At 58.6% G+C, this 24,388-nt stretch carries 25 protein-coding genes; 14 read left to right on the top strand and 11 right to left on the bottom strand.

The window, feature by feature from the left end; genetic code table 11:
* Positions 1-37: 37 nt before the first annotated feature.
* Positions 38-997: a Fe2+-enterobactin ABC transporter substrate-binding protein gene (gene fepB, locus ACOTY9_RS10665; protein WP_421637340.1), complete on the bottom strand. Its 960-nt coding sequence runs from the start codon at positions 995-997 to the stop codon at positions 38-40.
* 187 nt (positions 998-1,184) lie between these two features.
* On the opposite strand from fepB, the gene entC reads away from it, so the two are divergent.
* The 7 genes from entC (at position 1,185) to ACOTY9_RS10630 (ending at position 8,526) form a co-directional block, all read left to right on the top strand.
* Entirely contained in the window at positions 1,185-2,360 is a 1,176-nt protein-coding gene (gene entC / locus ACOTY9_RS10660; RefSeq protein ID WP_348565698.1) for an isochorismate synthase EntC, read from the top strand.
* A gap of 9 nt (positions 2,361-2,369) precedes the next feature.
* The gene (gene entE, locus ACOTY9_RS10655) at positions 2,370-3,980 is read left to right on the top strand and encodes a (2,3-dihydroxybenzoyl)adenylate synthase EntE (RefSeq protein ID WP_348565697.1); all 1,611 of its coding nucleotides are present in this window, start codon (positions 2,370-2,372) and stop codon (positions 3,978-3,980) included.
* Between the two features lie 10 nt (positions 3,981-3,990).
* A complete protein-coding gene (locus ACOTY9_RS10650; protein ID WP_045268268.1) occupies positions 3,991-4,845 on the top strand; it encodes an isochorismatase in 855 nt (284 codons plus the stop codon).
* Positions 4,845-5,600: a 2,3-dihydro-2,3-dihydroxybenzoate dehydrogenase EntA gene (gene entA / locus ACOTY9_RS10645; RefSeq protein WP_348565696.1), complete on the top strand. Its 756-nt coding sequence runs from the start codon at positions 4,845-4,847 to the stop codon at positions 5,598-5,600. Before ACOTY9_RS10650 ends, entA begins: the two co-directional genes overlap by 1 nt.
* Positions 5,601-6,014 (top strand): proofreading thioesterase EntH, encoded by a 414-nt coding sequence (entH, locus tag ACOTY9_RS10640; RefSeq protein ID WP_045268266.1) that lies wholly within the window; start codon positions 5,601-5,603, stop codon positions 6,012-6,014.
* A gap of 149 nt (positions 6,015-6,163) precedes the next feature.
* Positions 6,164-8,269 carry a pyruvate/proton symporter CstA gene (gene cstA, locus ACOTY9_RS10635; RefSeq protein WP_023332362.1) on the top strand — a complete coding sequence of 702 codons (2,106 nt, stop codon included), beginning with the start codon at positions 6,164-6,166 and terminating at the stop codon, positions 8,267-8,269.
* A gap of 59 nt (positions 8,270-8,328) precedes the next feature.
* Entirely contained in the window at positions 8,329-8,526 is a 198-nt protein-coding gene (locus ACOTY9_RS10630) for a YbdD/YjiX family protein (protein ID WP_014169079.1), read from the top strand.
* Here the strand turns inward: ACOTY9_RS10630 and ACOTY9_RS10625 are convergent.
* The 4 genes from ACOTY9_RS10625 to ACOTY9_RS10610 all read right to left on the bottom strand — a co-directional run bounded on the left by ACOTY9_RS10625 (position 8,523) and on the right by ACOTY9_RS10610 (position 11,278).
* The gene (locus ACOTY9_RS10625) at positions 8,523-8,927 is read right to left on the bottom strand and encodes a helix-turn-helix domain-containing protein (protein ID WP_014882956.1); all 405 of its coding nucleotides are present in this window, start codon (positions 8,925-8,927) and stop codon (positions 8,523-8,525) included. The genes ACOTY9_RS10630 and ACOTY9_RS10625 overlap by 4 nt on opposite strands.
* The gene (locus ACOTY9_RS10620) at positions 8,908-9,204 is read right to left on the bottom strand and encodes a type II toxin-antitoxin system RelE family toxin (RefSeq protein WP_048339223.1); all 297 of its coding nucleotides are present in this window, start codon (positions 9,202-9,204) and stop codon (positions 8,908-8,910) included. Before ACOTY9_RS10620 ends, ACOTY9_RS10625 begins: the two co-directional genes overlap by 20 nt.
* Before the next feature lie 182 nt (positions 9,205-9,386).
* Positions 9,387-10,130, bottom strand: coding sequence for an SDR family NAD(P)-dependent oxidoreductase (locus tag ACOTY9_RS10615; RefSeq protein ID WP_014882958.1), 744 nt, complete (start codon positions 10,128-10,130; stop codon positions 9,387-9,389).
* A 59-nt stretch (positions 10,131-10,189) separates the two neighbouring features.
* Complete coding sequence (locus ACOTY9_RS10610; RefSeq protein ID WP_023336901.1) at positions 10,190-11,278, bottom strand: oxidoreductase; 1,089 nt, start codon at positions 11,276-11,278, stop codon at positions 10,190-10,192.
* Positions 11,279-11,437: 159 nt separating this feature from the next.
* Between ACOTY9_RS10610 and ACOTY9_RS10605 the strand changes: the two genes are divergently transcribed.
* From ACOTY9_RS10605 to ACOTY9_RS10590, 4 genes are all read left to right on the top strand, one after another.
* Positions 11,438-12,940, top strand: coding sequence for a sugar ABC transporter ATP-binding protein (locus ACOTY9_RS10605; RefSeq protein ID WP_348565695.1), 1,503 nt, complete (start codon positions 11,438-11,440; stop codon positions 12,938-12,940).
* Complete coding sequence (locus ACOTY9_RS10600; RefSeq protein WP_023332366.1) at positions 12,937-13,932, top strand: ABC transporter permease; 996 nt, start codon at positions 12,937-12,939, stop codon at positions 13,930-13,932. The genes ACOTY9_RS10605 and ACOTY9_RS10600 overlap by 4 nt, the downstream gene beginning before the upstream one ends.
* 19 nt (positions 13,933-13,951) lie before the next feature.
* Positions 13,952-15,016 (top strand): sugar ABC transporter substrate-binding protein, encoded by a 1,065-nt coding sequence (locus ACOTY9_RS10595; RefSeq protein ID WP_193971105.1) that lies wholly within the window; start codon positions 13,952-13,954, stop codon positions 15,014-15,016.
* A gap of 83 nt (positions 15,017-15,099) precedes the next feature.
* Positions 15,100-16,341: an LVIVD repeat-containing protein gene (locus ACOTY9_RS10590; RefSeq protein WP_348565694.1), complete on the top strand. Its 1,242-nt coding sequence runs from the start codon at positions 15,100-15,102 to the stop codon at positions 16,339-16,341.
* Between the two features lie 61 nt (positions 16,342-16,402).
* Here the strand turns inward: ACOTY9_RS10590 and mtnK are convergent, their stop codons facing one another.
* Complete coding sequence (mtnK, locus tag ACOTY9_RS10585) at positions 16,403-17,602, bottom strand: S-methyl-5-thioribose kinase (protein ID WP_032637211.1); 1,200 nt, start codon at positions 17,600-17,602, stop codon at positions 16,403-16,405.
* A 104-nt stretch (positions 17,603-17,706) separates the two neighbouring features.
* On the opposite strand from mtnK, the gene mtnA reads away from it, so the two are divergent.
* Positions 17,707-18,723 carry an S-methyl-5-thioribose-1-phosphate isomerase gene (gene mtnA, locus ACOTY9_RS10580; protein WP_023336906.1) on the top strand — a complete coding sequence of 339 codons (1,017 nt, stop codon included), beginning with the start codon at positions 17,707-17,709 and terminating at the stop codon, positions 18,721-18,723.
* A 42-nt stretch (positions 18,724-18,765) separates the two neighbouring features.
* Positions 18,766-19,236: an SRPBCC family protein gene (locus tag ACOTY9_RS10575; RefSeq protein WP_014882966.1), complete on the top strand. Its 471-nt coding sequence runs from the start codon at positions 18,766-18,768 to the stop codon at positions 19,234-19,236.
* Between the two features lie 52 nt (positions 19,237-19,288).
* Here ACOTY9_RS10575 and ACOTY9_RS10570 read toward each other — a convergent pair whose 3' ends face one another.
* From ACOTY9_RS10570 to ACOTY9_RS10560, 3 genes are read right to left on the bottom strand one after another with little or no spacing between them, the layout of a single operon-like run.
* The gene (locus ACOTY9_RS10570; protein WP_050863296.1) at positions 19,289-19,831 is read right to left on the bottom strand and encodes a 1,2-dihydroxy-3-keto-5-methylthiopentene dioxygenase; all 543 of its coding nucleotides are present in this window, start codon (positions 19,829-19,831) and stop codon (positions 19,289-19,291) included.
* Positions 19,828-20,517 carry an acireductone synthase gene (mtnC, locus tag ACOTY9_RS10565; protein WP_014882968.1) on the bottom strand — a complete coding sequence of 230 codons (690 nt, stop codon included), beginning with the start codon at positions 20,515-20,517 and terminating at the stop codon, positions 19,828-19,830. Before mtnC ends, ACOTY9_RS10570 begins: the two co-directional genes overlap by 4 nt.
* Positions 20,514-21,128, bottom strand: coding sequence for a methylthioribulose 1-phosphate dehydratase (locus ACOTY9_RS10560; protein WP_014882969.1), 615 nt, complete (start codon positions 21,126-21,128; stop codon positions 20,514-20,516). Before ACOTY9_RS10560 ends, mtnC begins: the two co-directional genes overlap by 4 nt.
* Positions 21,129-21,249: 121 nt before the next feature.
* On the opposite strand from ACOTY9_RS10560, the gene ACOTY9_RS10555 reads away from it, so the two are divergent.
* A complete protein-coding gene (locus ACOTY9_RS10555) occupies positions 21,250-22,410 on the top strand; it encodes a pyridoxal phosphate-dependent aminotransferase (RefSeq protein WP_348565693.1) in 1,161 nt (386 codons plus the stop codon).
* Here the strand turns inward: ACOTY9_RS10555 and ACOTY9_RS10550 are convergent, their stop codons facing one another.
* Complete coding sequence (locus tag ACOTY9_RS10550; protein ID WP_014882971.1) at positions 22,411-23,037, bottom strand: IbrB-like domain-containing protein; 627 nt, start codon at positions 23,035-23,037, stop codon at positions 22,411-22,413.
* The gene (locus ACOTY9_RS10545; protein ID WP_023332379.1) at positions 23,022-24,245 is read right to left on the bottom strand and encodes a phosphoadenosine phosphosulfate reductase; all 1,224 of its coding nucleotides are present in this window, start codon (positions 24,243-24,245) and stop codon (positions 23,022-23,024) included. The genes ACOTY9_RS10550 and ACOTY9_RS10545 overlap by 16 nt, the downstream gene beginning before the upstream one ends.
* Positions 24,246-24,388: the final 143 nt, after the last annotated feature.

Raw genomic sequence — 24,388 nt, 5'->3', positions numbered from 1 at the left:
GTAGGCCCGGTAAGCGAAGCGCCACCGGGCGCAGTTATTACCTGAAAATTGCCTCTAAACGCTGTAACACCAACATCGCGCTGTAATAATCCAGGCGGAACGTCTCCGTTCCCAGCGCCCAGACGCGCTTGTTCTGCACAGCTGGCAGATGCGCCAGCAGCGGGTTGGCGTAGATCGCATCCACGTCTTTCTGGTCGCCGGCAAAGACAAACAGCCCTTCGCCGTTTAGCCCCGTCCCCAGGTTTTCCCCGCCCAACTGAATAATGTCGTGGCGTTTCCCCTGGCTTTTCGAGGTATGCAACCCGGCAGGCAGGTCCGCCAGCGTAAAGCCCAGCTGGTGCAGAAGCTTGCCCTGGGCCGATTCCGTGGTCCACAGGTTCGCCGTGTGTGCGGCAGCGGTATAGACGATGGCGTTCACTGGCTGCGGCGGCAGCGTCATCTGCTGCTTCACCTGGGCGAGCTGTTCATCAAATGCGGCAATGCGCTCGGCGGCCTGCTTTTCGTGTCCGGTCATCGTGCCCAGCTGCGTCAGCAGTTCCTGCCAGCTTTTGTCGTCGTAGTTGATGATAAGCGTGGGTGCGATGGCCGAGAGCTGATCGTACAGCGCCAGCGCCGAATCCCCGCCGGTGGCGCTGATCAAAATCAGATCCGGCATTTGGGCGGCCACCGCCTCTGCGCTGGGTTCACCAATATACAGCCGCGCAACCTTACGCTGTTTCGCAATGTCTCCCCACTGGCGCAGGAAACCCTGCGCATCCGCGACGCGGTTATTCGGCGTGGTCGCACCGCTGGCGATAACCGGCGCATCAATTGCCAGCAGGGAGCCGGTCAGGGTCACGCTGGTGGAGACAATGCGCGTCGGTTTGTGCTCAAGGGTATGAACGCCACGGCTGTCGGTGACCTGACGCGGCCAGTCGGCGGCAATCGATGAGGTAACGCCTAAAACAAATACGCCTGTTAAAAAAAGGGCATTACGGAAAAGGGCGGGAAGATTCACAGCTCGGCATCCTGTTTTTGTTGAAGATAATGCTTCTCATTTTCATGGTTGCCGGGAAGGGATGCAAGCGTTTGTCGCATAAGTTATTTGTCCGACGGTTGACAGCGGGGCGCTGTGGGATTAGGTTAGCCGACGAAAATATAAATGATAATCATTATTGCTTCTTTTATCGTTTGTGGAGGATGATATGGACACGTCCCTGGCTGAGGAAGTTCAGCACACCGCGACCACGCTGCTATCAGACAGCTTTTTCTTTATGTCGCCTTACCGCAGTTTTACCACCTCCGGCTGTTTTGCCCGCTTCAGTGAACCCGCCGTCGGCGGCGACGATCCGGCAGGTCACTTCCAGCAAAAATTAGCCCAGGCTTTCCGGAATGCGAAAGCCAGCGGCATTGCCCATCCGGTGATGGTGGGTGCCATTCCCTTTGATACCCGCAAGCCGTCGTCGCTGTTTATTCCGCAACGCTGGCAGACCTTTTCCCGTCCTGCGCGTCAGCAATCCGCACGTTATTTCTCCGGTTCACAGGCGCTGAAGGTGCAACAACGCACCGAGATCCCTGCGCAGTCCGTGTTTGAAGAGATGGTCGCGCGTGCAGCGTCGCTCACCGCCACCCCGCAGGTGAACAAGGTGGTGTTGTCGCGCCTGATTGATATCGCGGCTGACAAAAAGCTGGACAGCGGCGCCCTGATAGAGCGCCTTATCGCCCAGAATCCGGCCAGTTTTAACTTCCACGTACCGCTGGAGGACGGGGGCGTGCTGCTCGGCGCCAGCCCGGAACTGCTGCTGCGTAAAGAGGGCGCGCACTTTAGCTCGCTGCCGCTGGCAGGCTCCGCGCGTCGTCAGCCGGACGACGTATTGGATCGCGAGGCGGGTAATAAGCTGCTGGCGTCCGAAAAAGATCGCCACGAGCACGACCTGGTCACCCAGGCGATGAAAGCGATTCTGGAACCGCGCAGCCATCACCTGAGCATGCCGTCTTCTCCGCAGCTCATTACCACGCCAACGCTGTGGCACCTGGCAACGCCGGTGGAGGGCGAGGCGCGTGAAAACGAGAACGCCCTGACGCTGGCCTGCCTGCTGCACCCGACGCCTGCCCTGAGCGGCTTCCCGCATCAGGCGGCGAAAGCGCTGATTGCCGAGCTGGAACCGTTTGATCGCGAGCTGTTCGGCGGCATCGTCGGCTGGTGCGACAGCGAAGGGAACGGCGAGTGGGTGGTGACCATCCGCTGCGCGCGGCTGCATAACAATACCGTTCGCCTGTTTGCCGGCGCGGGCATTGTGCCTGCCTCCTCTCCGGTGGGCGAATGGCGTGAAACCGGTGTGAAGCTTTCCACCATGCTCAACGTGTTTGGTTTGCACTAAGGAAGACTGATGACCATTCCCTTTACCCGCTGGCCGGAGGATTTTGCCCGTCGCTACCGAGAAAAAGGCTACTGGCAGGATCTGCCGCTGACCCACATCCTGACGGACCATGCGGACAGCGATGCCGCGGCGATTATCGACGGCGATCGGCGTATCACCTATCGTAACTTTAATCAGGCGGTGAACAACCTCGCGTCCGCACTTCAGGCGCAGGGGCTGCACCGTGGCGAGACCGCACTGGTACAGCTCGGCAACGTGGCCGAGTTCTACATGACCTTCTTTGCGCTGCTGCAAATCGGCGTCGCGCCGGTCAACGCGCTCTTTAGCCATCAGCGCAGCGAACTGAACGCCTACGCTATGCAGATCAAACCCGCCGTGCTGATTGCCGATCGCGATCACGCGCTGTTTGCGGACGATGATTTCCTCAACACCTTCGTGGATACGCATCGGTCGGTACGCGTCGTGCTCCTGCGCGGCGATAAGGGCGAACACGCCCTGGACGCGGCGATTGCCCGCCCGGCGGACAACGTCATCCCGAACCCGACGCCCGCCGATGAAGTGGCCTTCTTTCAGCTTTCCGGGGGGAGCACCGGCACGCCGAAGCTGATCCCGCGCACGCACAACGATTACGACTACAGCATCCGCCGCAGCAACGAGATTTGCGGCATTACCGCGAAGACCCGTTATCTGAACGCGCTACCCGCAGCACATAACTACGCCATGAGTTCGCCGGGATCGTTAGGCGTTTTCACGGCGGGTGGCTGTGTGGTGTTAGCGAGCGACCCGAGCGCCACGCTCTGCTTCCCGTTAATTGAGCAACATCAGATCAACGTCACCTCGCTGGTGCCACCGGCGGTCAGCCTGTGGCTGCAGGCGATTGCCGACGGCGCGGGGAACGCACAGCTTAAATCTCTCAAGCTCCTGCAGGTGGGCGGTGCGCGCCTTTCCGCCACGCTTGCCGCGCGCATTCCGGCGGAAATCGGCTGTCAGCTTCAGCAGGTGTTTGGCATGGCGGAAGGGCTGGTGAACTACACCGCGCTCGACGACGCGCCGGAACGCATCATCAATACCCAGGGCCGCCCGATGTGTCCGGACGACGAAGTGTGGGTGGCAGATGAACACGGCAATCCGCTGCCGCGCGGGGAAGTCGGGCGTCTGATGACGCGCGGGCCGTACACCTTCCGCGGCTATTTTAACAGCCCGGAACACAACGCCAGCGCTTTCGACGCTGAGGGTTTTTACTGCTCCGGCGATCTGATCGCCATCGACGAGCAGGGTTACATCACCGTGCAGGGGCGCGAGAAAGATCAGATCAACCGCGGCGGAGAGAAGATCGCCGCGGAAGAGATCGAAAACCTGCTGCTGCGCCATGGGTCGGTGATCCACGCAGCGCTGGTGAGCATGGAGGACAGCCTGCTGGGCGAAAAGAGCTGCGCGTATCTGGTGGTGAAAAAGCCCCTGCGCGCGGTCGAGGTGCGCCGCTTCCTTCGCGAGGAGGGCGTTGCCGAGTTTAAACTGCCGGACCGCGTGGAGAGCGTGGATGCGCTCCCGCTGACGCCGGTCGGCAAAGTCGATAAGAAACAGTTGCGCCTGTGGCTGGCTGAACGGGCACAGGGCTGAGGAACAGAGTATGGCCATTCCAAAATTAACCGCTTACGCGCTGCCGACCGCTGCAGAACTGCCAGCCAATAAAGTGAACTGGGCGTTCGAGCCAGAACGTGCCGCGCTGCTGATCCACGACATGCAGGAGTATTTCCTGAATTTCTGGGGCGAAAACAGCGCCATGATGCAACAGGTGGTCGCGAATATCGCCAGACTTCGCGCGTACTGCAAAGCGCACAATATTCCGGTGTACTACACCGCGCAGCCAAAAGAGCAGAGCGATGAGGACCGCGCCCTGCTGAACGACATGTGGGGGCCGGGCCTGACCCGCTCGCCGGACCAGCAGCGTATTGTGGCCGAACTGACGCCGGACGAAGCGGACACCGTGCTGGTGAAGTGGCGCTATAGCGCGTTCCATCGTTCGCCGCTGGAGCAGATGCTGAAAGAGACCGGCCGCAACCAGCTGCTGATTACCGGCGTGTACGCCCACATCGGCTGTATGACCACTGCGACCGATGCCTTTATGCGCGACATCAAGCCGTTCTTTATCGCCGACGCGCTGGCGGATTTCACCCGCGACGAGCACCTGATGTCCCTCAACTACGTTGCCGGGCGTTCAGGCCGCGTGGTGATGACCGACGAGCTGCTGCCGTCCATTCCGGCAACGAAAACGGCGCTGCGCGCGCTGATTCTGCCTTTGCTCGACGAGTCCGACGAGCCGATGGATGATGAAAACCTGATCGACTACGGTCTGGATTCGGTGCGCATGATGGCGCTCGCCGCCCGCTGGCGCAAAGTGCATGGCGATATCGACTTCGTGATGCTGGCCAAAAATCCTACCCTCGACGCCTGGTGGGCGCTGCTCTCCCGCGAGGTGAAGTGATGTCGGGATTCTATTTCAGCGGCAAAACCGTCTGGGTGACGGGCGCGGGGAAGGGGATAGGCTACGCAACCGCGCTGGCGTTTGTTGACGCGGGCGCACAGGTGACCGGGTTCGATCTGGCCTTCCCGCAGGACGACTACCCCTTCGCGACTGAAACGCTGGACGTAGCAAATGCCGCGCAGGTGAGTGACGTGTGTGGCCGCGTGCTGGCTTCGCTTGAACGCCTGGACGTGCTGGTCAACGCGGCGGGTATTCTGCGTATGGGGGCGACGGACCAGCTCTCGCAGGAGGACTGGCAGCAGACCTTCGCGGTTAACGTTGGCGGCGCGTTCAACCTGTTCCAGCAGACGATGGGCCAGTTTCGCCGTCAGCAGGGCGGGGCGATCGTCACCGTCGCCTCTGACGCGGCACATACGCCGCGTATCGGGATGAGCGCCTACGGCGCCTCGAAAGCGGCACTGAAAAGCCTCGCCCTGACCGTCGGCCTGGAGCTGGCGGGCAGCGGCGTACGCTGTAACCTGGTGTCGCCGGGGTCAACGGACACCGATATGCAGCGGACCCTGTGGACAAACGACGATGCACAGCAGCAGCGCATTCGCGGTTTTGGTGAGCAGTTCAAGCTTGGTATTCCGCTTGGCAAAATCGCCCGTCCGCAGGAGATTGCCAGTACCGTGCTGTTCCTTGCCTCCGATGCCGCCAGCCATATCACTCTGCAGGATATCGTGGTGGACGGCGGCTCCACGCTGGGGGCGTAAATGATCTGGAAACGTCATTTATCCCTCGACGAGCTGAACGCGACCAGCATGAACACCCTGGTGGCGCATTTGGGCATCGTCTATACCCGCCTCGGCGACGACACGCTCGAGGCCGAGATGCCGGTGGATGCGCGTACCCATCAGCCGTTTGGCCTGCTGCACGGCGGCGCCTCTGCCGCGCTGGCGGAAACGCTGGGGTCGATGGCCGGATTTCTGATGACCCGTGACGGGCAAAGCGTCGTGGGCACCGAACTGAACGCCACCCACCACCGTGCCGTGGCGCAGGGAAAGGTGCGTGGGGTGTGCCAGCCGCTGCATCTGGGGAGAACAAACCAGAGCTGGGAAATTGTGGTTTTCGACGAGCAGGGACGACGATGCTGTACCTGCAGGTTGAGTACGATGGTGTTGGGATAAGTCATTTAGCTGAAAGTGATCGGCTTAACACTGTGGTGTAAATCTCTGGTTTGACCACACATTATTGCGTTTCAAAGTTGTTAAATATTTGCCGTTGTTCTAGAAACAAAATGTAACATCTCACTGTTTCACAACAACGGATAACCACAATGAACAACTCAGGGAAATACCTTACATGGGCAGGGCTCTCCGTTGTGGGAGCTTTTGCCCTGGGCTATATCGCCCTCAACCGGGGGGAACAGATCAATGCGCTCTGGATCGTTGTCGCCTCCGTCTGCATTTATCTGATCGCGTATCGTTTTTATGGCCGCTATATCGCGAAAACCGTCCTGGGCGTTGATGCGACGCGTATGACGCCTGCCGTACGTCATAATGACGGTCTGGACTACGTCCCGACCGACAAAAAAGTGCTGTTCGGTCACCATTTTGCGGCGATTGCCGGGGCGGGTCCACTGGTGGGGCCGGTGCTGGCGGCGCAGATGGGCTACCTGCCCGGGATGATCTGGATCCTCGCGGGCGTGGTGCTGGCGGGCGCGGTGCAGGACTTCATGGTGCTGTTCGTTTCCACTCGCCGCGACGGCCGTTCACTGGGTGAGCTGGTGAAAGAGGAGATGGGCGCAACCGCCGGGGTGATTGCCCTGGTGGCGACCTTTATGATCATGGTGATCATTCTCGCGGTGCTGGCGATGATTGTGGTGAAAGCGCTGACCCACAGTCCGTGGGGGACGTACACCGTCGCGTTCACCATACCGCTGGCGCTGTTTATGGGGATCTACATTCGCTACCTGCGCCCGGGCCGCATTGGTGAAGTGTCGGTGATTGGCCTGGTGTTCCTGGTCTTCGCCATTATTTCCGGCGGCTGGGTGGCGGAAAGCCCGACCTGGGCACCGTTCTTCGACTTTACCGGTATACAGCTGACCTGGATGCTGGTGGGGTATGGCTTTGTGGCAGCGGTACTGCCGGTGTGGCTGCTGCTGGCCCCGCGTGACTACCTCTCTACGTTCCTGAAAATCGGTACCATCGTCGGGCTGGCGATCGGCATTCTGATTATGCGTCCGACCCTGACCATGCCTGCGCTGACTAAGTTCATCGACGGTACCGGCCCGGTCTGGACGGGCAACCTGTTCCCGTTCCTGTTTATCACCATCGCCTGCGGTGCGGTGTCTGGTTTCCACGCGCTGATTGCCTCCGGGACCACGCCGAAGATGCTGGCGAATGAAAATCAGGCCTGCCTGATTGGCTACGGCGGCATGCTGATGGAATCCTTCGTCGCCATTATGGCGCTGGTTTCCGCCTGTATTATCGACCCGGGCGTCTACTTCGCGATGAACAGCCCGATGGCGGTACTGGCCCCGGCCGGGACCGTTGACGTCGTGGCGTCTGCTGCGCAGGTGGTCAGCGGCTGGGGCTTTGCGATTACCCCTGAAACGTTGACACATATCGCTAATGAGGTGGGCGAGCAGTCAATTATCTCCCGTGCGGGTGGTGCGCCAACGCTGGCGGTGGGTATGGCCTACATTCTCCACGGTGCGCTGGGTGGGCTGATGGACGTGTCGTTCTGGTATCACTTCGCCATTCTGTTCGAGGCGCTGTTTATCCTGACGGCGGTGGATGCCGGTACGCGTGCGGCGCGCTTTATGCTGCAGGATCTGCTGGGGGTGATCTCCCCGAACCTGAAGCGTACCGATTCGCTCCCGGCTAACCTGCTGGCGACGGCACTGTGCGTGCTGGCATGGGGCTACTTCCTGCATCAGGGCGTGGTGGATCCGCTCGGCGGCATTAACACGCTCTGGCCGCTGTTCGGTATCGCCAACCAGATGCTGGCAGGCATGGCGCTGATGCTCTGCGCGGTGGTGCTGTTCAAAATGAAGCGCCAGCGCTATGCGTGGGTGGCGCTGGTGCCGACCGCGTGGTTGCTGATCTGTACCCTGACGGCAGGCTGGCAGAAAGCCTTCAGCCCGGATAACAAAGTGGGCTTCCTGGCGATTGCCAATAAGTTCCAGGCGATGATCGACAGCGGCAAGATCCCGGCGCAGTACACCGAGTCTCAGCTGTCGCAGCTGGTGTTTAATAACCGTCTGGATGCCGGGCTGACCATCTTCTTTATGGTGGTGGTCGTGGTGCTGGCGTTGTATTCTCTTAAAACCGCGCTGGCAGCATTGAAAGTGGATAAGCCAACGGCGAAAGAGACACCGTATGAGCCAATGCCTGAAAACCTGGAAGAGATTGTCACCCAGGCGAAAGGGGCGCATTAACCAGTGTGCCGGGTGGCGCTAGCGCTTACCCGGCCTACATTTTCTGTGAGACCAGAACGATGTTCGACACCCTCTCCAAAGCAGGTAAGTACCTGGGCCAGGCCGCCAAAATGATGATTGGTGTGCCGGACTACGACAACTACGTTGAACATATGCGCGTCAACCACCCGGACCAGACGCCCATGACCTACGAAGCCTTTTTCCGCGACCGCCAGGACGCCCGCTACGGCGGCAAGGGCGGGGCGAAGTGCTGTTAACCCTCTTTTGGTAAATAGAGGCTGATCTGCTCCTGCTTGCAGCCGTAAATTGCCGCCAGCTTTTCGCGGGTACGTTTTTGCGGGCGGGAGTCCAGCGCTTCCAGCTGTGAGACGGCGGACTGGGTGATGCCGAGTTTCTGCGCCACCTCCTGCTGGGATAACCCGCAATGGATGCGCCACGCGGCCTGCAGGCTGACGTTCTCGTTATGCATGATGTCGCACACTTCCCCCGGTAAACCTACGTCATCATAACAATCGTGTTCGACTTCAATATCCTCCAGATCATCGTCGGTTTCGTCGTCGATTTCTGCCATCTGTAAGCACATACGAAAGTATTCATCATAGGGAATAACCACGTACTGCGTTTTTCCGTCATCGTCCTTAATTAGCTGAACAGCCATAGGGGGCTTTCTCCTCGTGAAGGTAGGTCGTTGATGTTCTGCGCTTGACGGCCAAAACATAACAATGTTTATCGGGATCGTCCCGAAGTGTAATCAGAATGCGGTAATCGCCAACGCGTAGCCGGAAATGATTTTCTGTCGCCGATATTTTTTTGATATCGGGCCGGGGAGCTGAGCGATCGTCTAGCTCAGAAAGTTTAACTTTGATTCTTCGCTGATATCGGCCATCGATTTTGGAAAACTCTTTCTTTGCATTCTTTGACCAGACAATCTTCATCCGTACCTCCACTGTACGCCCACACAAAATATAAGGAAATAATAAGACTATTAGATAAAATCCGAATTTCTAATGGGGTACTGTAGAGCGGCGAAAAACCGCGAGAAAGCGGCAAAACGCAAACCGTCGAGGCGGCCCGGAAGCGCCTCTGCCGGGTGACAGAGGCTTGCAGAAATATGCGATCAGGCGTTCAAACCGCCGTCCACGTCCAGACCGGTACCGGAGATCTGCCCGGCGGCTGGGCTGGCAAGGAAAGTGACTGCCGCCGCGATGTCTTCCGGCTGACCGTAATGGCCGACCGCAATCATCTGGCGCTGGGCTTCCGCCTGTTCCCCGTCCTCCGGGTTCATATCGCTGTTGGTCGGACCGGGATGCACCAGGTTGACGGTGATGCCGCGCGGGCCGAGATCGCGCGCCAGGCCGCGGGTAAGAGAGTTGAGGGCCGACTTGGTCATGGAGTAAACGGCAATACCGGGCATGGCCACGCGGTTTGCCAGGCAGCTGCCGATGTTAATGATGCGCCCGCCGTCAGACATGTGCACCAGCGCTTCCTGAATGGCGATCACCACGCCGCGGATGTTGACGTTGATCAGGGCGTCAATGTCAGCCAGCGTCATGGACTCCAGCGGGCCACCGCGCGCGATCCCGGCGTTGTTGACCAGAATGTCCAGCCCGCCGAGCGCGCGCGCCGCATGGGTGACGGCATCCTGAATCGCCTGCGCGCTGGCGCTGTCAGCCTGTACGGCTTCACCGTATCGGCCAAGCGCTTTTATCTCATCGGCGACCGCCTGGGCTTTATCGGCTGATTTTTCATACGTTATAACCACATCGGCACCGGCGCGGGCCAGCGACAGGGCTATCGCACGGCCCAACCCACGGCTGGCGCCGGTAACCAGCGCTTTCTTACCTGTTAAATCGATCTGCATGATGACCTCGTTGCGAGAGAGTGGTGAGAATCATCATTAGGTATAGACGGTCGGCGCATTTAACGGGGGAATGTTTCCACCTTCTCAAACGCGGCGCGCAGAACGTCAGGGGTTAACTCAACGGGCAGATAATGAATCGACTCCACCGGACGCAGGGTGTGGGTAATAACCTTATCCAGCGCGTCGCGGTTATTAATATCAACGTCCAGTTCGCGTAGCCGGGTCGGCAGGTTAAAGCGTTGATAGGCCGCCACCAGCTGCGCCAGCACGTCGTCCTGGCCGAGCAGGGCGCTTTGCACCAGAATGCCGTAGGCCACCTTGGTGCCGTGCAGGTATTTTTCCGTCTGCGGCAGCACGGTTAACCCGTTATGTACGGCATGCGCCGCCGCCACGCGGGTGTAGCGCTCGCCCAGACCGCCGACCATTCCACCGCCGGCAACGATCGCATCCACTACGTCCCGGAACGCCTGCGATAACTCGCCACGCTGTTGGTCTGCCAGCGCTTCCTCGCTGCGTTCCAGCAGCACGTCGCGGATCGCCAGCGCGCTGTTGATGCCCAGCCGCACGGTCAGGGGCAGGTTTTCCGGCTCAGGTGCCAACACAACCGCTTCGTACCACTTCGCCAGCGTGTCGCCGATGCCCGCCAGCAGGTATTCCGCCGGGGCATTGAGAACGATCTGCGGCTCCACCAGCACCAGGAAGTTCGCGTCGTCGAAAATCTCAAACTGCAGCGCCTGGCCTTCATCGTTGTACCAGACGGAGAGCGGGGTCCACGCCGCGCAGGTCGCGGCGATGGTGGGGATGCCCACGAACGGTACACCTGAACGGCGCGCCACGGCTTTGACGGTATCCATCACCGCGCCGCCGCCGATGCCTATCACCACGCTGACGTCGCTGCCGGCTTCATTCACCAGGTGGCTGACGTCGCGCTCGCTGCAGTGGCCCTTAAACAGCAGGTGTTTTGCCCCCGGCGCGTCAAAGCTCGCTGGCAGGAAAGGGCGCGCGGCTTCGATGGCGCGCTCGCCGTAAATCCACACCGCGCGGGAAAGCTGCTCCGGCGTGAAGAAATCATTGAGATGCGCAAGGCTGCCTGGGTGGGAGAAGTAGTTCGCCGGGCCGGGCACGACGCGGATATCGGTATTGCTCATGGTGTTGTCCTTTTTTAGCACGCGCTAACCCGATGTTATGTCTGGACATCCGGATGGCTAATAATATTTCGCTTTATCTTATGCCTTTTCCGTCGTTGTCAGTCAACCGGCGCTGTGAAAAATTCGATAAATCAGAAGAGTAATGAAGGATTTACGCGGATGGTTTCCAGTCGCCTTGAGATGCGTGGTATCAGCCTGGCCTTTTCCGGCTTTCAGGCGCTGTCACGGGTGGACTTTACCCTGAGCGGCGGGTCGGTGCATGCGCTGACCGGCGCCAACGGCGCGGGGAAATCGACGCTGATGGCGGTGCTGTGCGGAACGCACGATCGCTATGAAGGCGAGATTTGCATTAACAACCAGTCGGTGACGATCCGCGAGCCGCTGGACGCCAAGCGGCTGGGCATTCACCTTGTGCAGCAGGAAGTGGACGTGGCGCTGATCCCGGGGCTGAGCATTGCCGAGAACATCATGCTCGACCAGCTTGCGCAGCCCGGGCACCGCTTCAGCTGGCGTGCGGTTCGTCACCAGGCGAGACAGGCGCTGGCGCAACTGGACGTGTCCATGGATGTTCGGCGATCGGTCGACAGCTGCACGCTTGCTGAAAAACAGCAGATTTTGCTGGCGCGGGCGCTGTCCCATCATTGCCGTTTTTTAATTCTGGATGAACCCACCGCACCGCTGGATGCACACGAAAGCGAGCGCCTGTTTGCGGTGGTGAGACGCCTGCAGCAGCAGGGCATCGGCGTAGTGTTTATCTCGCACCGTATTCACGAGCTGAAAGCCATCTGCGACACCCTGACGGTGCTGCGTGACGGCAAGCTGATTGAGTCCGGCCCGATGGCCGATCTCAGCGGCGAAGCGATCGTTGAGAAGATGCTTGGCCACGTGCTGAGCGATATTTACCCGCCTGCTCGCCCCCCGCACAGCGACGAAACGTTGCTGCGCGTAGAGGGCCTGCACGATGACGCGCTGCTGAAAGATATCTCCCTTCACCTGCGCAAAGGCGAAATTCTGGGCATTGCCGGTCTGGCGGGCGCGGGCAAAACCGAACTTTGCAAGGCGCTGTTTGGCGCCATGAAAAGCCGGGTGACACAAGGCGAGTTGAATCATCAGTCCTGGAAACCGCGCGACCCGGCCGACTCGGTGCTGCGCGGGCTGGCGCTGGTGCCGGAGGAGCGGCGCAAGGAGGGCATTTTTATCGACGAGCCTGTGAGCATGAACCTTGCCGTGTGCGCCGATAACAGCTTCTCGCGCTGGAGCCTGTTTGGTCATCGTCAGGCGTGGCGCTGGGCAGAAGAGGTGATTGCCCGCGTCGGCGTGCGTGCGCGGGGGCCGGGGCAGGTGCTGCGCCGTTTGTCCGGCGGCAACCAGCAGAAGGTCGCCATCGGTAAATGGCTGCGTAATGATGCCAGCGTGCTGATTTTCGATGAGCCGACGAAGGGCGTGGACGTGAAAGCCAAAACCGATCTGTTCCAGCTGATTGACGGCCTGGCGCGCGAGGGCAAAGGGGTGATTTATGCCTCGGGTGAATTTGCCGAGCTGGTCGGGCTGTGCGACCGCATCTGCGTGCTGTGGGACGGACGTATCGTGGCGGAAATCGCCGGGGCCGAGGCCCGTGAAGAGACACTACTTTATTATTCAACCGGAGGATCGGCGTCGTGAGTAAGGCCCTTTCAGTGACTGCGGCGGCGTCAGGCCGTCAGCATATTTTCGATTTTCTCTACAAGTGGGGGATGTTGCTGACCGTCGTCGCGCTGGTGGCGGTGTTTGGCCTGGCCTCGGACAACTTCCTCGATCCGAACAATATCATCAACATATTGCGCGCGATCGCCATCGTGACGGTGATTGCCATTGGCGTATCGATTTCGCTGACCGTCGGCGGGTTCGATCTCTCCGTGGGATCCACCGCGTCGCTGGCAAACGCGCTGGTGATATCGCTTTTCGTCTGGCACGGCTTCGGCACTACCGAGTCGATTCTGATTACCCTTGCGCTCTGCACGCTGGTGGGGCTGTTCAACGCGTTTCTGATCGTCATCCTGCGTATTCCGGACATGCTCGCGACCCTCGCCAGCCTGTTTGTGATCCAGGGCGTGGCGATGACTTACAGCTATGGCGGGTCGATTACCGAAAACATGGTGCTGCCGAGCGGTGATATGGCGGAAGGGACCATTCCGGCGGCGTTCAGCCTGCTGGGGCAGGTGCCGACGATCGTCATCATCATGCTGGTGGTGACGGTTCTCGCGCAGCTGGGATTGTCCCTCACCACGCATGGCCGACGCATGTACGCCATCGGCGGCAACCCGGAAGCCGCGCGCCTCTCCGGTATTCGCACCACGCGCTACAAGGTGGCAGCTTACGTGATCGCCTCGCTGCTGGCGGGGCTGGGCGGGATTTTGCTGGCCTCGCGCATTGGCTCGTCGCAGGTGAATGCCGGGGGCGGTTATCTGATGGATGCGGTGGCCGCGGCGTGGATCGGCTTCTCGCTGGCGGGTTCCGGCAAGCCGAACGCGCTGGGGACGCTGGTTGGGGCAGTTATTCTCGGCGTGCTGTCGAACGGGCTGGTGATGCTCTCCGTGCCGTATTACGCCATGGACATTATAAAAGGGCTGGTGCTCGCGGTGGCGCTGGCGATGACCTACATACAAAAACGCTGATAACACAACAGGATAAAAAATGAAAAAAATTGCACGCTCATTGGTAGCACTTGGATTACTGACTGCGCTGCCAGGCTTCGCGGCCACGCCCGCACCGGTGCCGGCTGCCATTGCGAACCACGAGGGTCCGATCCGCATCGCGGTGATCCGCAACCTCGGCTCCGACGACAACACCACGCAGTTTGTGGCGGGGGCGATTCAGGAAGGGAAGAAACTCGGCTTTAAGGTCAGCACTTTTTTAAGCAACGGGGACGATGCCAAATTCCAGGACTTCGTGAACCAGGCAATCAGCCAGAAGTACGACGGGATTATCCTGTCTCAGGGGCGCGATCCGTACTCCACCGCGCTGGTGAAGAAGGCGGTGGATGCCGGGATTAAAGTCGCCGTGTTTGATACGGCGGTGAACGGCGAGATCCCGGGCGTGACCGTTACTCAGCAGGATGATGCTTCGCTGACGAACCTCTCCTTCGGCCAGTTGGCGAAAGATTTCAACGGCAAGGCCAATATCGTCAAGCTGTGGGTGGCGGGCTTCCCGCCGATGGAGCGTCGTCAGGCGGCGTACAAGGAACTGCAAAAACAGTATCCGGAGATCAAAGAGCTGGAATCCATTGGCGCGGTCTCCTCTGACGTGCAGGGGGATACCGCCAACAAGGTGGGCGCTATCCTGGCGAAATACCCGAAAGGAAAAATCGACGCTATCTGGGGCACCTGGGATGCCTTCAGCCAGGGCGCGTATAAGGCGCTGAAAGAGAACGGACGCACCGAGATCAAACTCTACAGCATCGATATATCTAACCAGGATCTGCAGCTGATGCGCGAGCCGGGTAGCCCGTGGAAGGTAAGCGTGGCGGTGGATCCGAAGCTGATTGGCGCAACCAACGTGCGTTTGATCGCCAATAAGATTGCCGGAGAAGCGACCCCGGCAACCTATGACTTTAAAGCCGCTGCCATTCCGCAGGGGCTGCTGACCGCCCAGCCGGGTGGGGTGAACGTGGCGTCGCTTGGGAAAATCATTCCGGGCTGGGGCCAGACGGACGATTTTATCGCGCCGTGGTTTGCGACGCTGGAAGCCCGATCAAAATAATGCCCGGTGGCGCTTCGCTTACCGGGCCTACGGTTTTGTAGGCCGGATAAGGCGAAGCCGCCATCCGGCGAAAGGACGCAACGATGTCTGCATTACCTCAACCCGAATACAGCCGCAATATGCGGCTGATTGGCCATAGCGACCAGGGCGGTCGCCCGGACGGCGTGCAGCTGATGGTGCATCACGGTTTCGCGTATATCGGTCATATGGTGTCGCAGGGTTTTTCCATCGTCGATGTGCGCGACCCGAAAAACCCGAAAGCGGCAGGTTATGTTCCCGCGCCGCCCGGCACCTGGAACGTGCATTTGCAGGCGCATGACGATCTGTTGCTGGTGATCAACGCCCGGGATCTGTTTGCCGATGCCCGCTTTGCCGATGAGAAGGTTTACTACACCCGTCAGGTGGGGGAGACCGTCAGCGACGTGCAGGACAAAGGCTGGAGCGCCGGGCTGCGGGTGTTTGATATCTCTACCCCGGACAAGCCGCGTGAAATCGGCTTTCTTTCGCTGAACGGCATCGGGATCCACCGCATCTGGTACGTCGGCGGGCGCTGGGCGTACGTGTCGGCGCTGATTGACGGCTTTACCGATTATATCTTTCTGACCATCGACCTGGACGACCCGTGCAAGCCTGAAGTGGCGGGGCGCTGGTGGCTGCCCGGGATGAACCAGGCCGAAGGCGAACAGCCCAGCTGGCCGGAAGGGAAGCGCTACGCGCTGCACCACGCGATTATCGCCGGCGATACCGCCTATGGGAGCTGGCGCGACGGTGGCCTGACGCTGCTGGACGTGAAAGACCGCACTCAACCAAAGCTGATTAGCCATCGCAACTGGAGCCCGCCGTTTGGTGGCGGGACGCATACCGCGCTGCCGCTGCCGGACCGTTCCCTGCTGGTGGTGCTCGACGAAGCGGTGCTGGATAACCAGGAGGATGGGGAGAAGCTGATCTGGCTGTTTGATATCCGCGAGCCGTCGAACCCGGTGAGTATCTCGACTTTCCCGCAGCCGGATGAAACCGACTACGTGGCGAAAGGGGCGCACTTTGGGCCGCACAACCTGCACGAGAACCGGCCGGGGAGTTTTGTCAGCTCGACGCTGATTTTTGCCACTTACCAGAACGCGGGCGTACGCGCGTATGACATTTCCAACCCGTATCGCCCGGTGGAGACCGGTGCGCTGGTGCCAGCTGCGCCGGAAAGAATGATGGATACGCGGCCGAATCGCCCGCAGGTGATCCAGTCCTGCGACGTGTTTGTGGATGCTCAGGGGATTATCTACAGCACGGATTATAACGGTGGGTTGTCGGTGATTGAGTATTTGGGGTGAGTGCGGATTGGTGCCCTCACCCCGCCCTCTCCCACAGGGAGAGGGAGAAAACCAGAAGCACTCAGCTGTACTGCCGCACGCGTGCCACCAGCTCTTCCGCGCTGTCGATGCGCTCGGCAATGACAATCAACGCCTTGCCGAGGGTAATCGCATGGCGCAGGCATTCGTGGCGCATGGCGTCATCCTGAATGGTGTCGATATCCGCGACGTGGGAAAGCCCGACGCTGCGGCGAATCAGTTCGGTGCCGCAGAAACCAATGGCGTCATGCCAGACCTTTTTCAGAAACGCGGAAGCATAGCCCGGCGCGCTGAGCGCGGCGTCTCGTGTTTTTTCGTTTGCTAATGCCTGGAAGCGCTCCGCGAAGGTGTTCCACAGCGCCTGAATGTCGATCAGGCGCTGCTCGCGGGCGGCGGCGGCATCGCGAATACCCAGATGCCCCGGCAGGCCGCAGAAGTTGAGCAGCAGGTTGCCAATGGCCGTGCCGACGTCAAAGCCAATCGGGCCAACGTAGCCGAACTCGGCGTCAATGGCCTTCAGGCTGCCGTCCGCCACAAAAATGGAGCCGCTGTGAATATCCCCGTGCAGCAGCGCTTCAGCGTGTGAGAAAAAGCGATGCTTCAGGGAGGCCACGGCAATTTTCAACTGGGCATCGTCGCGCAGGGCGGCGACGTCATTTTCCAGCTCGACCGGGTAGTTGTTGCGTTCGTGGATCTGGTACGGATCGTTGAAGAACAGATCTTCGGTGATCTCACACATCTCCGGATTAATGAATTTCGCTACCTGCGCTTTTTTCGCGTGCGGATGCAGGTAGAAATCGCTGGTGTGGAACAGCGTGTATGCGAGGTATTCACCCAGCTGACGCGCGGCCTGAGGATAGTGATTGTTTTTAATCAGCTCGCCGCGCCAGATGCGATGGCTGGAGAGATCCTCCATCACCATCACCGCCAGTTCCGGGTCAAAGTGGTGGATTTTCACGGTGTGCTGCGGGCTGTGCTGGTAATGCTCGACCAGGGTTTGCGCCTCCAGACGGGCGCGGTCCAGCGTCAGCGGCCAGGACTCGCCGACACAGCGCACGTAGGGCAGCGCCTGTTTGACGATGACGCGGCTTGTGCCCTGGGCATCGAAAATTTTGAAAACCAGATTGAGGTTGCCGTCGCCCACTTCCTGCGCCTCCACCAGCGAGGAAGGATCGTCGAGTCCACCAAACTGCCTGGCATACTCCACGGCGTCCTGAGCGGTAAAGGTACGGTATTGCGACATGGCCTGCTCCTCACGAGTTTGCTAATAAAGACATGTAGACGTCTATACATCTGGATTTCATCCTGACACAATGTGCTACAACAACGCAACAGGGAATTAACGACATGCAGACATTACAGACGACCAGCCTGCGGGTGGCGGATAATCAGCTCTTTATTCTCGACCAGCAGGCGCTTCCGCAGGAGAAACGCTGGCTTGAGGCCTCCACGGTAGAGACGCTGGTCGGGCATATCCATGCTCTGCGCGTGCGCGGTGCGCCGCTGATTGGTCTCTCTGCAAGCCTGCTGCTGGCATTGCTGGCGGAAAGCGGCAAAAGCCGTGATGAACTCGCCGTGGCGCTGGAAACCCTGCGCGCGTCCCGCCCGACGGCGGTGAACCTGATGAACAACCTTGACCGTATGAAGCTGGCGCTCTGGCAGGAAGATTTCGTTTCGGCGCTGGTGTCTGAAGCGCTGCGCCTGATTTCTGAAGACAGGCAGTTGTGCGACGCTATCGCCCGCGCGGGCAGCGCGCTGGTGACGCCCGGTAGCCGCCTGCTGACCCACTGCAACACCGGCGGGCTGGCAACGGCGGGCGTGGGCACGGCGCTGGGCGTGATTGCCCGCGCCTATCAGGAAGGAAATGTCAGCAACGTCTGGGTGGATGAGACCCGTCCGCTGCTGCAGGGGGGCAGGTTGACCGCGTGGGAGCTGGGCGAGCTGGGCGTGCCGTATCGGCTGATTACCGACTCCATGGCGGCAAGCCTGATGGCCAAAGGACAGGTCGACGCCGTGTGGGTAGGGGCCGATCGCATTGCCGCTAACGGCGACGTGGCGAACAAGATCGGCACCTATTCCCTGGCGGTGCTGGCGAAATTCCACGGCATTCCGTTCTACGTGGCCGCGCCGCAAACGACCCTCGATCCGGACTGCCCGAACGGGGACGCGATCCCGATTGAGCAGCGCGCCGCCAGTGAGGTGACGGGCGTTGCGGGAAGTTTTGGGGCGGTGCAGTGGGCGCCGGAAAACGCCCTGGTCTATAACCCAGCGTTTGACGTTACGCCAGCCTCGTTGATTAGCGGCTGGGTGCTGGATACGGGCGTAGTGACGCCGGAAGAGGTGGCAAACGGGAAATTCGCCTGAGTCCGGCTATCCTTTAAGGGGTTCCCTTTAGAGGACGATATCGTGACGCTTGATCCTGATACTGACTTAAAACTGGAGCGCGTGGTGGATGCACCGCGCGACCTGCTGTGGCTCTGCTGGACCACGCCCGAGCACATCAAAAACTTCTTCATTCCTGCTCCCCATAAAGTGACCGAATGCGACCTCGACCTGCGCGTGGGCGGTCGGTTCAATACCGTATTTGAGGTGGACGGACAGCGGATGGATAACCGGGGTGTGTTTCTTGAAATCGACCCGGGAAAAAAACTGGTCTTTACCGACGGTTATACGGAAGGCTGGAAACCGGCCGAGAAGCCGTTTATGACGGCGATTTTGCTGCTGGAGGAGGTGGGCGAGGGCAAAACCCGCTATACGGCAATTGCGCGCCACCCGACGAAGGAAATTCGTGAGCAGCATGAACAGATGGGCTTCCACGAAGGGTGGGGGATTGTGCTGGATCAGCTGGTGGGGTATGTGAAAGGGCTTAACGCGTAGTGCGCGTTAAGCCCTCACCCCAACCCTCTCCCACAGGGAGAGGGAGAAAAGATTATGCCAGATGTGGATACGCATCCGCGATCGCATCACCGGTAAACTGCGCAACCCAGCCTTCCGGGTTATCGAAAATACGGATCGCGGTAAAGTTCGGCTCTGAGCCCATATCAAACCAGTGCGGCGTGCCGGCGGGTACGGAGATCAAATCGTTTTTCTCGCACAAAACCTGATAGACCTCATCGCCAATGTGCAGGCAGAACAATCCCGCGCCTTCCACGAAGAAGCGCACTTCGTCTTCGCCGTGAGTATGTTCGCTCAGGAACTTTGCGCGCAGCGCGTCTTTTTGTGGGTTATCGGCCCGCAGGCTGATGACGTCCCAGCTCTGATAACCTTTCTCTGCCACCAGTTTGTCGATCGCATGCTGGTAAGCCTCGATCACCGCCTCCGGGGCGGGATCCTGACCTAAATCGCGGTCCGCGTCCCAGCGTTCAAAACGTACGCCTTTGGCGTTGAGCTGCCGGGCGATCTCGGCGGCGTCGGTGCTGTGCCACTTTGGTTGACTGGCGTCTTTATCAGAATAGACAGTTAATGCGCTCATGAAGGGATCTGCTCCGGGTTTATCTCGTCAAACTGGTGAACCTGATGGTGATGGCTTGCCCCGTCATCATCGCCGCGAATCAGCTGCAGGGTACGAAAGCCTGCCTGTTCAGCCGCGTCCAGCTCCTGATGAATATCTGACAGGAACAGGATCTGCGACGGCGCGATGCCCGTTTGGGCCGCAATGTTCTGGTAAGACGCCACCTCGCGCTTGGCGCCGATGTGGGTATCAAAATAGCCGCTGAACAGATGAGTAATATCACCTTCGTCGCTGTAGCCAAATAACAGTTTCTGTGCGGCGACCGATCCCGAGGAATAAACATAGAGATCAATCCCTTGCGCTTTCCATTTTTCCAGCGCAGGCAGGACGTCCGGGTAGAGGTGGCCGGTAAAGTCGCCATTCACGTAGCCATCGTGCCAGATGATCCCCTGAAGCGCTTTGAGCGCCGTGGATTTACGGTCTTCATCCATAAAGGCAAAGAGGGCGTCAATAAGCTCGCTGACGCTGGCGTGCGGGTTACCGATTTCATCGCGCAGATTGTCCAGAATGGATTTGACCGGCTCGGCGTACTGCTGCGCGGTGACGAACGCCGCCAGCCGCTCACGCGCGTAGGGGAACAAAACATCGTGGACAAAACGGATATCGCTGGTGGTCCCTTCAATATCCGTCACAATTGCGCGAATCATACTCTCTCCAGTTGTCGTAAACGCATTTCGCATTCAAAAAGAAATTCAAGTCCTTCCAGATGGCGGCGGGCCTCGGCCACATCGCGTCCCCAGCAGGTTAAGCCATGACCGCGCAGAAGAAAACCATAATTAAGCGGGCGTTCCTGCGCGTAATGGGCGATTCGCGAGGCGAGGGCGTCGATATCCTGGTCATTATCAAACACCGGGATGGAGACGGTATCCAGATGGGTGGCCTGTCCGGTAAGCGATTTTTGCATCTCAAAGCCGCTGATGTTCAGCTCGGTTTCCCTGACCAGACGTGACAGCACCGTCGCGTTGACGGTGTGAACGTGCAGGACAGCGTTGGCCTCGGGGAACAGGCGATAAATGAGGGTGTGTAGCCCGGTCTCTGCCGACGGCTTGCGGCCTGATGGCGCACGGTTTGTGGCGATCTCGACCTGCAGAAAATCCGCCGTGGTCAGGCTGCCTTTGTCTTTACCGGATTCGCTCAACCAGCAGAGGTGTTCATCCTGTCGCACAGACATGTTGCCACCGGTGGCGGGTGCCCAGCCTTTGGCGCCAATCCAGCGGCAGGCGTCGACAAGTTGTGTGAGTTGCAGGTTGTCTGCCATTGCCTTTTACCTCTCGACCAGGAATATTGATATGGTATAGACGTCTAAGCGTCTTGATTGCCAAATGGTAACATCGTGTTATAGTGGCAGCAACATAAGTATTACATGCAGGCACCGCATAATGAGTAATAACGCATTGATTCCTCAGAGTAAACTTCCTAATCTCGGCACCACCATCTTTACGCAGATGAGCGCACTGGCGCAGCAGCACAACGCCATTAATCTCTCTCAGGGATTCCCGGATTTTGACGGACCGGCCTGGTTGCAGGAACGACTGGCGTACCACGTTGCGCAGGGAGCAAATCAGTATGCGCCGATGACGGGCGTGCAGGCGCTGCGGGAAGCCATTGCGGATAAAACGGCGGAATTGTATGGCCATAAACCGGATGCGAATAGCGACATTACGGTGACGGCAGGGGCGACCGAAGCGCTGTATGCGGCCATCACCGCGCTGGTGCGCGCGGGCGATGAGGTCATCTGTTTTGACCCCAGTTACGACAGCTACGCGCCTACGGTTGAACTCTCTGGCGGCGTGGTGAAACGCGTGGCGCTGCAGCCGCCGCATTTCCGCCCGGACTGGCGGGCGTTCGCTGCGCTGCTGAGCGATAAAACGCGGCTGGTGATCCTGAATACGCCCCATAACCCGTCTGCGAGCGTGTGGCAGAAAGACGATTTTGCCGCGCTGTGGCAGGCCATTGCCGAGCGTGAAATTTATGTCCTGAGCGACGAGGTGTATGAGCACATCTGTTTTACTAAAGAAGGGCACGCCAGCGTGCTGGCCCATCCGCAGCTTCGTGAACGTGCCGTGGCCGTGTCGTCATTTGGCAAAACGTACCATATGACCGGCTGGAAGGTGGGGTATTGCGTGGCACCTGCCGCCATCAGCGCTGAGTTACGTAAGGTACACCAGTACCTGACGTTTGCGGTGAATACCCCGGCTCAGCTGGCGCTGGCGGACATGCTACGCGATGAACCACAGCATTATCGCGACCTGCCGGATTTTTACCGTGCACGCCGGGATCTGTTTGTGACCGCACTGGCTCAAAGCCGCCTGGAAATTTTGCCTTCCGAAGGGACGTACTTCCTGCTGGCTGACTACAGCGCCATTTCCGATCTGTATGATGTCAGTTTCTGCCAGTGGCTGACAAAAGAAGTCGGCGTGGCCGCTATTCCATTGTCGGTGTTCTGCGCCGATCCTTTTCCGCATAAACTGATTCGTCTCTGCTTTGCGAAGCAGGAATCGACGCTACTGGCCGCGGCAGAGCGTTTGAACACGCTCTGATTATTTCACCGTCCAGGCTTCTGAGTAACGACGGTCTGCAAACAGTTCCAGCAGGCCGTTGATTTGTTTGAGACGCAGCACCTCGTCACCATCCATACCGAGCTCTTCGCTAATTCTTTCATTGCTCCAGCCAAGCTGCGCAAGTTCTCGAACGATTTCAGACATCGCGTTAATTTGATGCCGCCCGCGTGCGCGGTTGTGTCGGATGGTCGAGGCCATGCGGTCATATTTACCGAGTCGTTCCTGACGCAGGCACGTGACAGGCAGGTAACCCTTCAGCTTGCGCTTTAACGCAGCCCGACTTTTGCCAATCTCATGACGATGAAAACCATCCACAATTTCATAATGTTGTGGTTCGTTTTCTGTTACAACAATAGGCTGGGTGAATCCATCAAGTTCCAGCGACTTAATGAGCAACCGTTTTTCCGGTGGGGCCACATTATTGGGGTTGTAATCGTTAGCCGTGATAGCGTCCTGTTTGATCCACAATACGCAGTCGATGGGTTGATCGTTAAACGGGCTATATTTATGCAGTGCCTGGCGAAAGGCATTAATGGCGTTAATTTGGTCCTCTTCAGGAAGTGACTGAAGGTACGTTTCGATTTCGTTGATTATTCTTTGTCGCATAAAATGCCCCACTCCTTGCGTTTTGCCTTCACTCTGTCGCTGTAGCGCTGATAATGTTTGGGTTTGTTTGGGCTGAAAGACAGCGCTCTGCACCAGTAGTCGTTATTAAGTAAAACCTTACAAACGCGGCGCCATGAAGGGATGTCTTTGGCACCGATATCGCCCTCCTGGGTATCGGGAATATCCTCCATGCCCCTCTTCTGGTACCAGTGCAGATATATGGCGATTTTATTGCGGTAATGCTCGGCCGTATTCTGCGGCATGCTGTCGAGAAGCAGCAGGGCATATTCCCGCCAGCAAAGATGGTCCGGCTTGAGTATTTTGCGGTGGCCGTAAAAATGGTTGTCGTGCCCGGCGTAAATTCCGCCGCTGCGCGCGCCGCTGACGCGTGCGCACATGGTCGCCCAGCGTTCGGGCTCTACAACATGATAGAGCCATAAGCCCTGACGCTGTTCCGGGCCAAAAGGTTCGCAGATGCGCATATAGCGCGGTGGTACGCCGGCCTGATACATAAGGTCATAAAGTGTGTTATAGCTATTGCCGGTTTTTGCAAACCAGGTCCAGATATCCGCGGTTTTCCAGTCGTAGAGAGGATAGATATACCAGGCATGCCCACCCGGGGCGACGGTCGTCCAGGGTTTATCATCGGCAAAGCGTTGTTTACGCGCTGATGCGATAGCCAGAAAACGGTTGTATGACTCATCGGCGCGTATCCCGACCATGACGGCGGCCGGTCGGTTGAGAGAGAACCAGTCCGAGAAACTGCGCACAAAGGTCTCAAAAGACATTCCCCCCTGGTAAAAGGGGAAAAAGGCGGGATCTGTTATGGCATCGTCAGGCGGTTGCCGTACCCACTCGGTATTGGGTTCCCAGCATTGCCACTCTGGCTGGAATTGCGACAGGGAATTTTGCGTGGTGAGGGGAAGCGCGACCCACCAGAAACGATCGATGACATCGCTGTATAAGGCGCGCATATGTTCGACATGATTAATGGTGTAAGTAAATTGCGCTTCCCAGTCTATAAAGAGAACGTCTATTTTGCGTTTCATTTTACGAGCGCATAATGCCGTCAGATGTAACATGACGGTGGAATCTTTTCCCCCTGAAAAAGAGACGCACACCCTGGATAAATTCTCCAGGGTCCATTTTATTCGCTCTTGCGTGGCATCGACTACGTTTTGATTCAATGGAAATTTGTAAAGTGACATATCAATCCATTACTGAGTGATACTGATCAGATGGCGCATGAATAATGGGGATGATACTCTTAGAAAGAAGATAATTATAGGTAAAAATTAATCATATAATTACGCTAAATACATTTCCCTTGTGAATATATAAAAAGGACTGA

The sequence above is a fragment of the Enterobacter cloacae complex sp. SHL012 genome (assembly GCF_049237505.1).
Taxonomy (GTDB): domain Bacteria; phylum Pseudomonadota; class Gammaproteobacteria; order Enterobacterales; family Enterobacteriaceae; genus Enterobacter; species Enterobacter kobei.
This window is presented reverse-complemented; position numbering and strand designations above follow the sequence as displayed.

What these genes read in the sequence shown, in the direction of transcription:
- entC (WP_348565698.1), top strand. Translation starts at nt 1,185, where the DNA reads ATGGACACGTCCCTGGCTGAGGAAGTTCAGCACACCGCGACCACGCTG.
- entH (WP_045268266.1), top strand. Translation starts at nt 5,601, where the DNA reads ATGATCTGGAAACGTCATTTATCCCTCGACGAGCTGAACGCGACCAGC.
- ACOTY9_RS10620 (WP_048339223.1), bottom strand. Translation starts at nt 9,204, where the DNA reads ATGAAGATTGTCTGGTCAAAGAATGCAAAGAAAGAGTTTTCCAAAATC.
- ACOTY9_RS10595 (WP_193971105.1), top strand. Translation starts at nt 13,952, where the DNA reads ATGAAAAAAATTGCACGCTCATTGGTAGCACTTGGATTACTGACTGCG.
- ACOTY9_RS10610 (WP_023336901.1), bottom strand. Translation starts at nt 11,278, where the DNA reads ATGAGCAATACCGATATCCGCGTCGTGCCCGGCCCGGCGAACTACTTC.
- ACOTY9_RS10560 (WP_014882969.1), bottom strand. Translation starts at nt 21,128, where the DNA reads ATGGCAGACAACCTGCAACTCACACAACTTGTCGACGCCTGCCGCTGG.
- mtnK (WP_032637211.1), bottom strand. Translation starts at nt 17,602, where the DNA reads ATGTCGCAATACCGTACCTTTACCGCTCAGGACGCCGTGGAGTATGCC.
- ACOTY9_RS10615 (WP_014882958.1), bottom strand. Translation starts at nt 10,130, where the DNA reads ATGCAGATCGATTTAACAGGTAAGAAAGCGCTGGTTACCGGCGCCAGC.
- ACOTY9_RS10590 (WP_348565694.1), top strand. Translation starts at nt 15,100, where the DNA reads ATGTCTGCATTACCTCAACCCGAATACAGCCGCAATATGCGGCTGATT.
- entA (WP_348565696.1), top strand. Translation starts at nt 4,845, where the DNA reads ATGTCGGGATTCTATTTCAGCGGCAAAACCGTCTGGGTGACGGGCGCG.
- ACOTY9_RS10545 (WP_023332379.1), bottom strand. Translation starts at nt 24,245, where the DNA reads ATGTCACTTTACAAATTTCCATTGAATCAAAACGTAGTCGATGCCACG.
- ACOTY9_RS10650 (WP_045268268.1), top strand. Translation starts at nt 3,991, where the DNA reads ATGGCCATTCCAAAATTAACCGCTTACGCGCTGCCGACCGCTGCAGAA.
- cstA (WP_023332362.1), top strand. Translation starts at nt 6,164, where the DNA reads ATGAACAACTCAGGGAAATACCTTACATGGGCAGGGCTCTCCGTTGTG.
- ACOTY9_RS10555 (WP_348565693.1), top strand. Translation starts at nt 21,250, where the DNA reads ATGAGTAATAACGCATTGATTCCTCAGAGTAAACTTCCTAATCTCGGC.
- entE (WP_348565697.1), top strand. Translation starts at nt 2,370, where the DNA reads ATGACCATTCCCTTTACCCGCTGGCCGGAGGATTTTGCCCGTCGCTAC.
- ACOTY9_RS10550 (WP_014882971.1), bottom strand. Translation starts at nt 23,037, where the DNA reads ATGCGACAAAGAATAATCAACGAAATCGAAACGTACCTTCAGTCACTT.
- mtnA (WP_023336906.1), top strand. Translation starts at nt 17,707, where the DNA reads ATGCAGACATTACAGACGACCAGCCTGCGGGTGGCGGATAATCAGCTC.
- ACOTY9_RS10625 (WP_014882956.1), bottom strand. Translation starts at nt 8,927, where the DNA reads ATGGCTGTTCAGCTAATTAAGGACGATGACGGAAAAACGCAGTACGTG.
- ACOTY9_RS10630 (WP_014169079.1), top strand. Translation starts at nt 8,329, where the DNA reads ATGTTCGACACCCTCTCCAAAGCAGGTAAGTACCTGGGCCAGGCCGCC.
- mtnC (WP_014882968.1), bottom strand. Translation starts at nt 20,517, where the DNA reads ATGATTCGCGCAATTGTGACGGATATTGAAGGGACCACCAGCGATATC.
- ACOTY9_RS10605 (WP_348565695.1), top strand. Translation starts at nt 11,438, where the DNA reads ATGGTTTCCAGTCGCCTTGAGATGCGTGGTATCAGCCTGGCCTTTTCC.
- ACOTY9_RS10570 (WP_050863296.1), bottom strand. Translation starts at nt 19,831, where the DNA reads ATGAGCGCATTAACTGTCTATTCTGATAAAGACGCCAGTCAACCAAAG.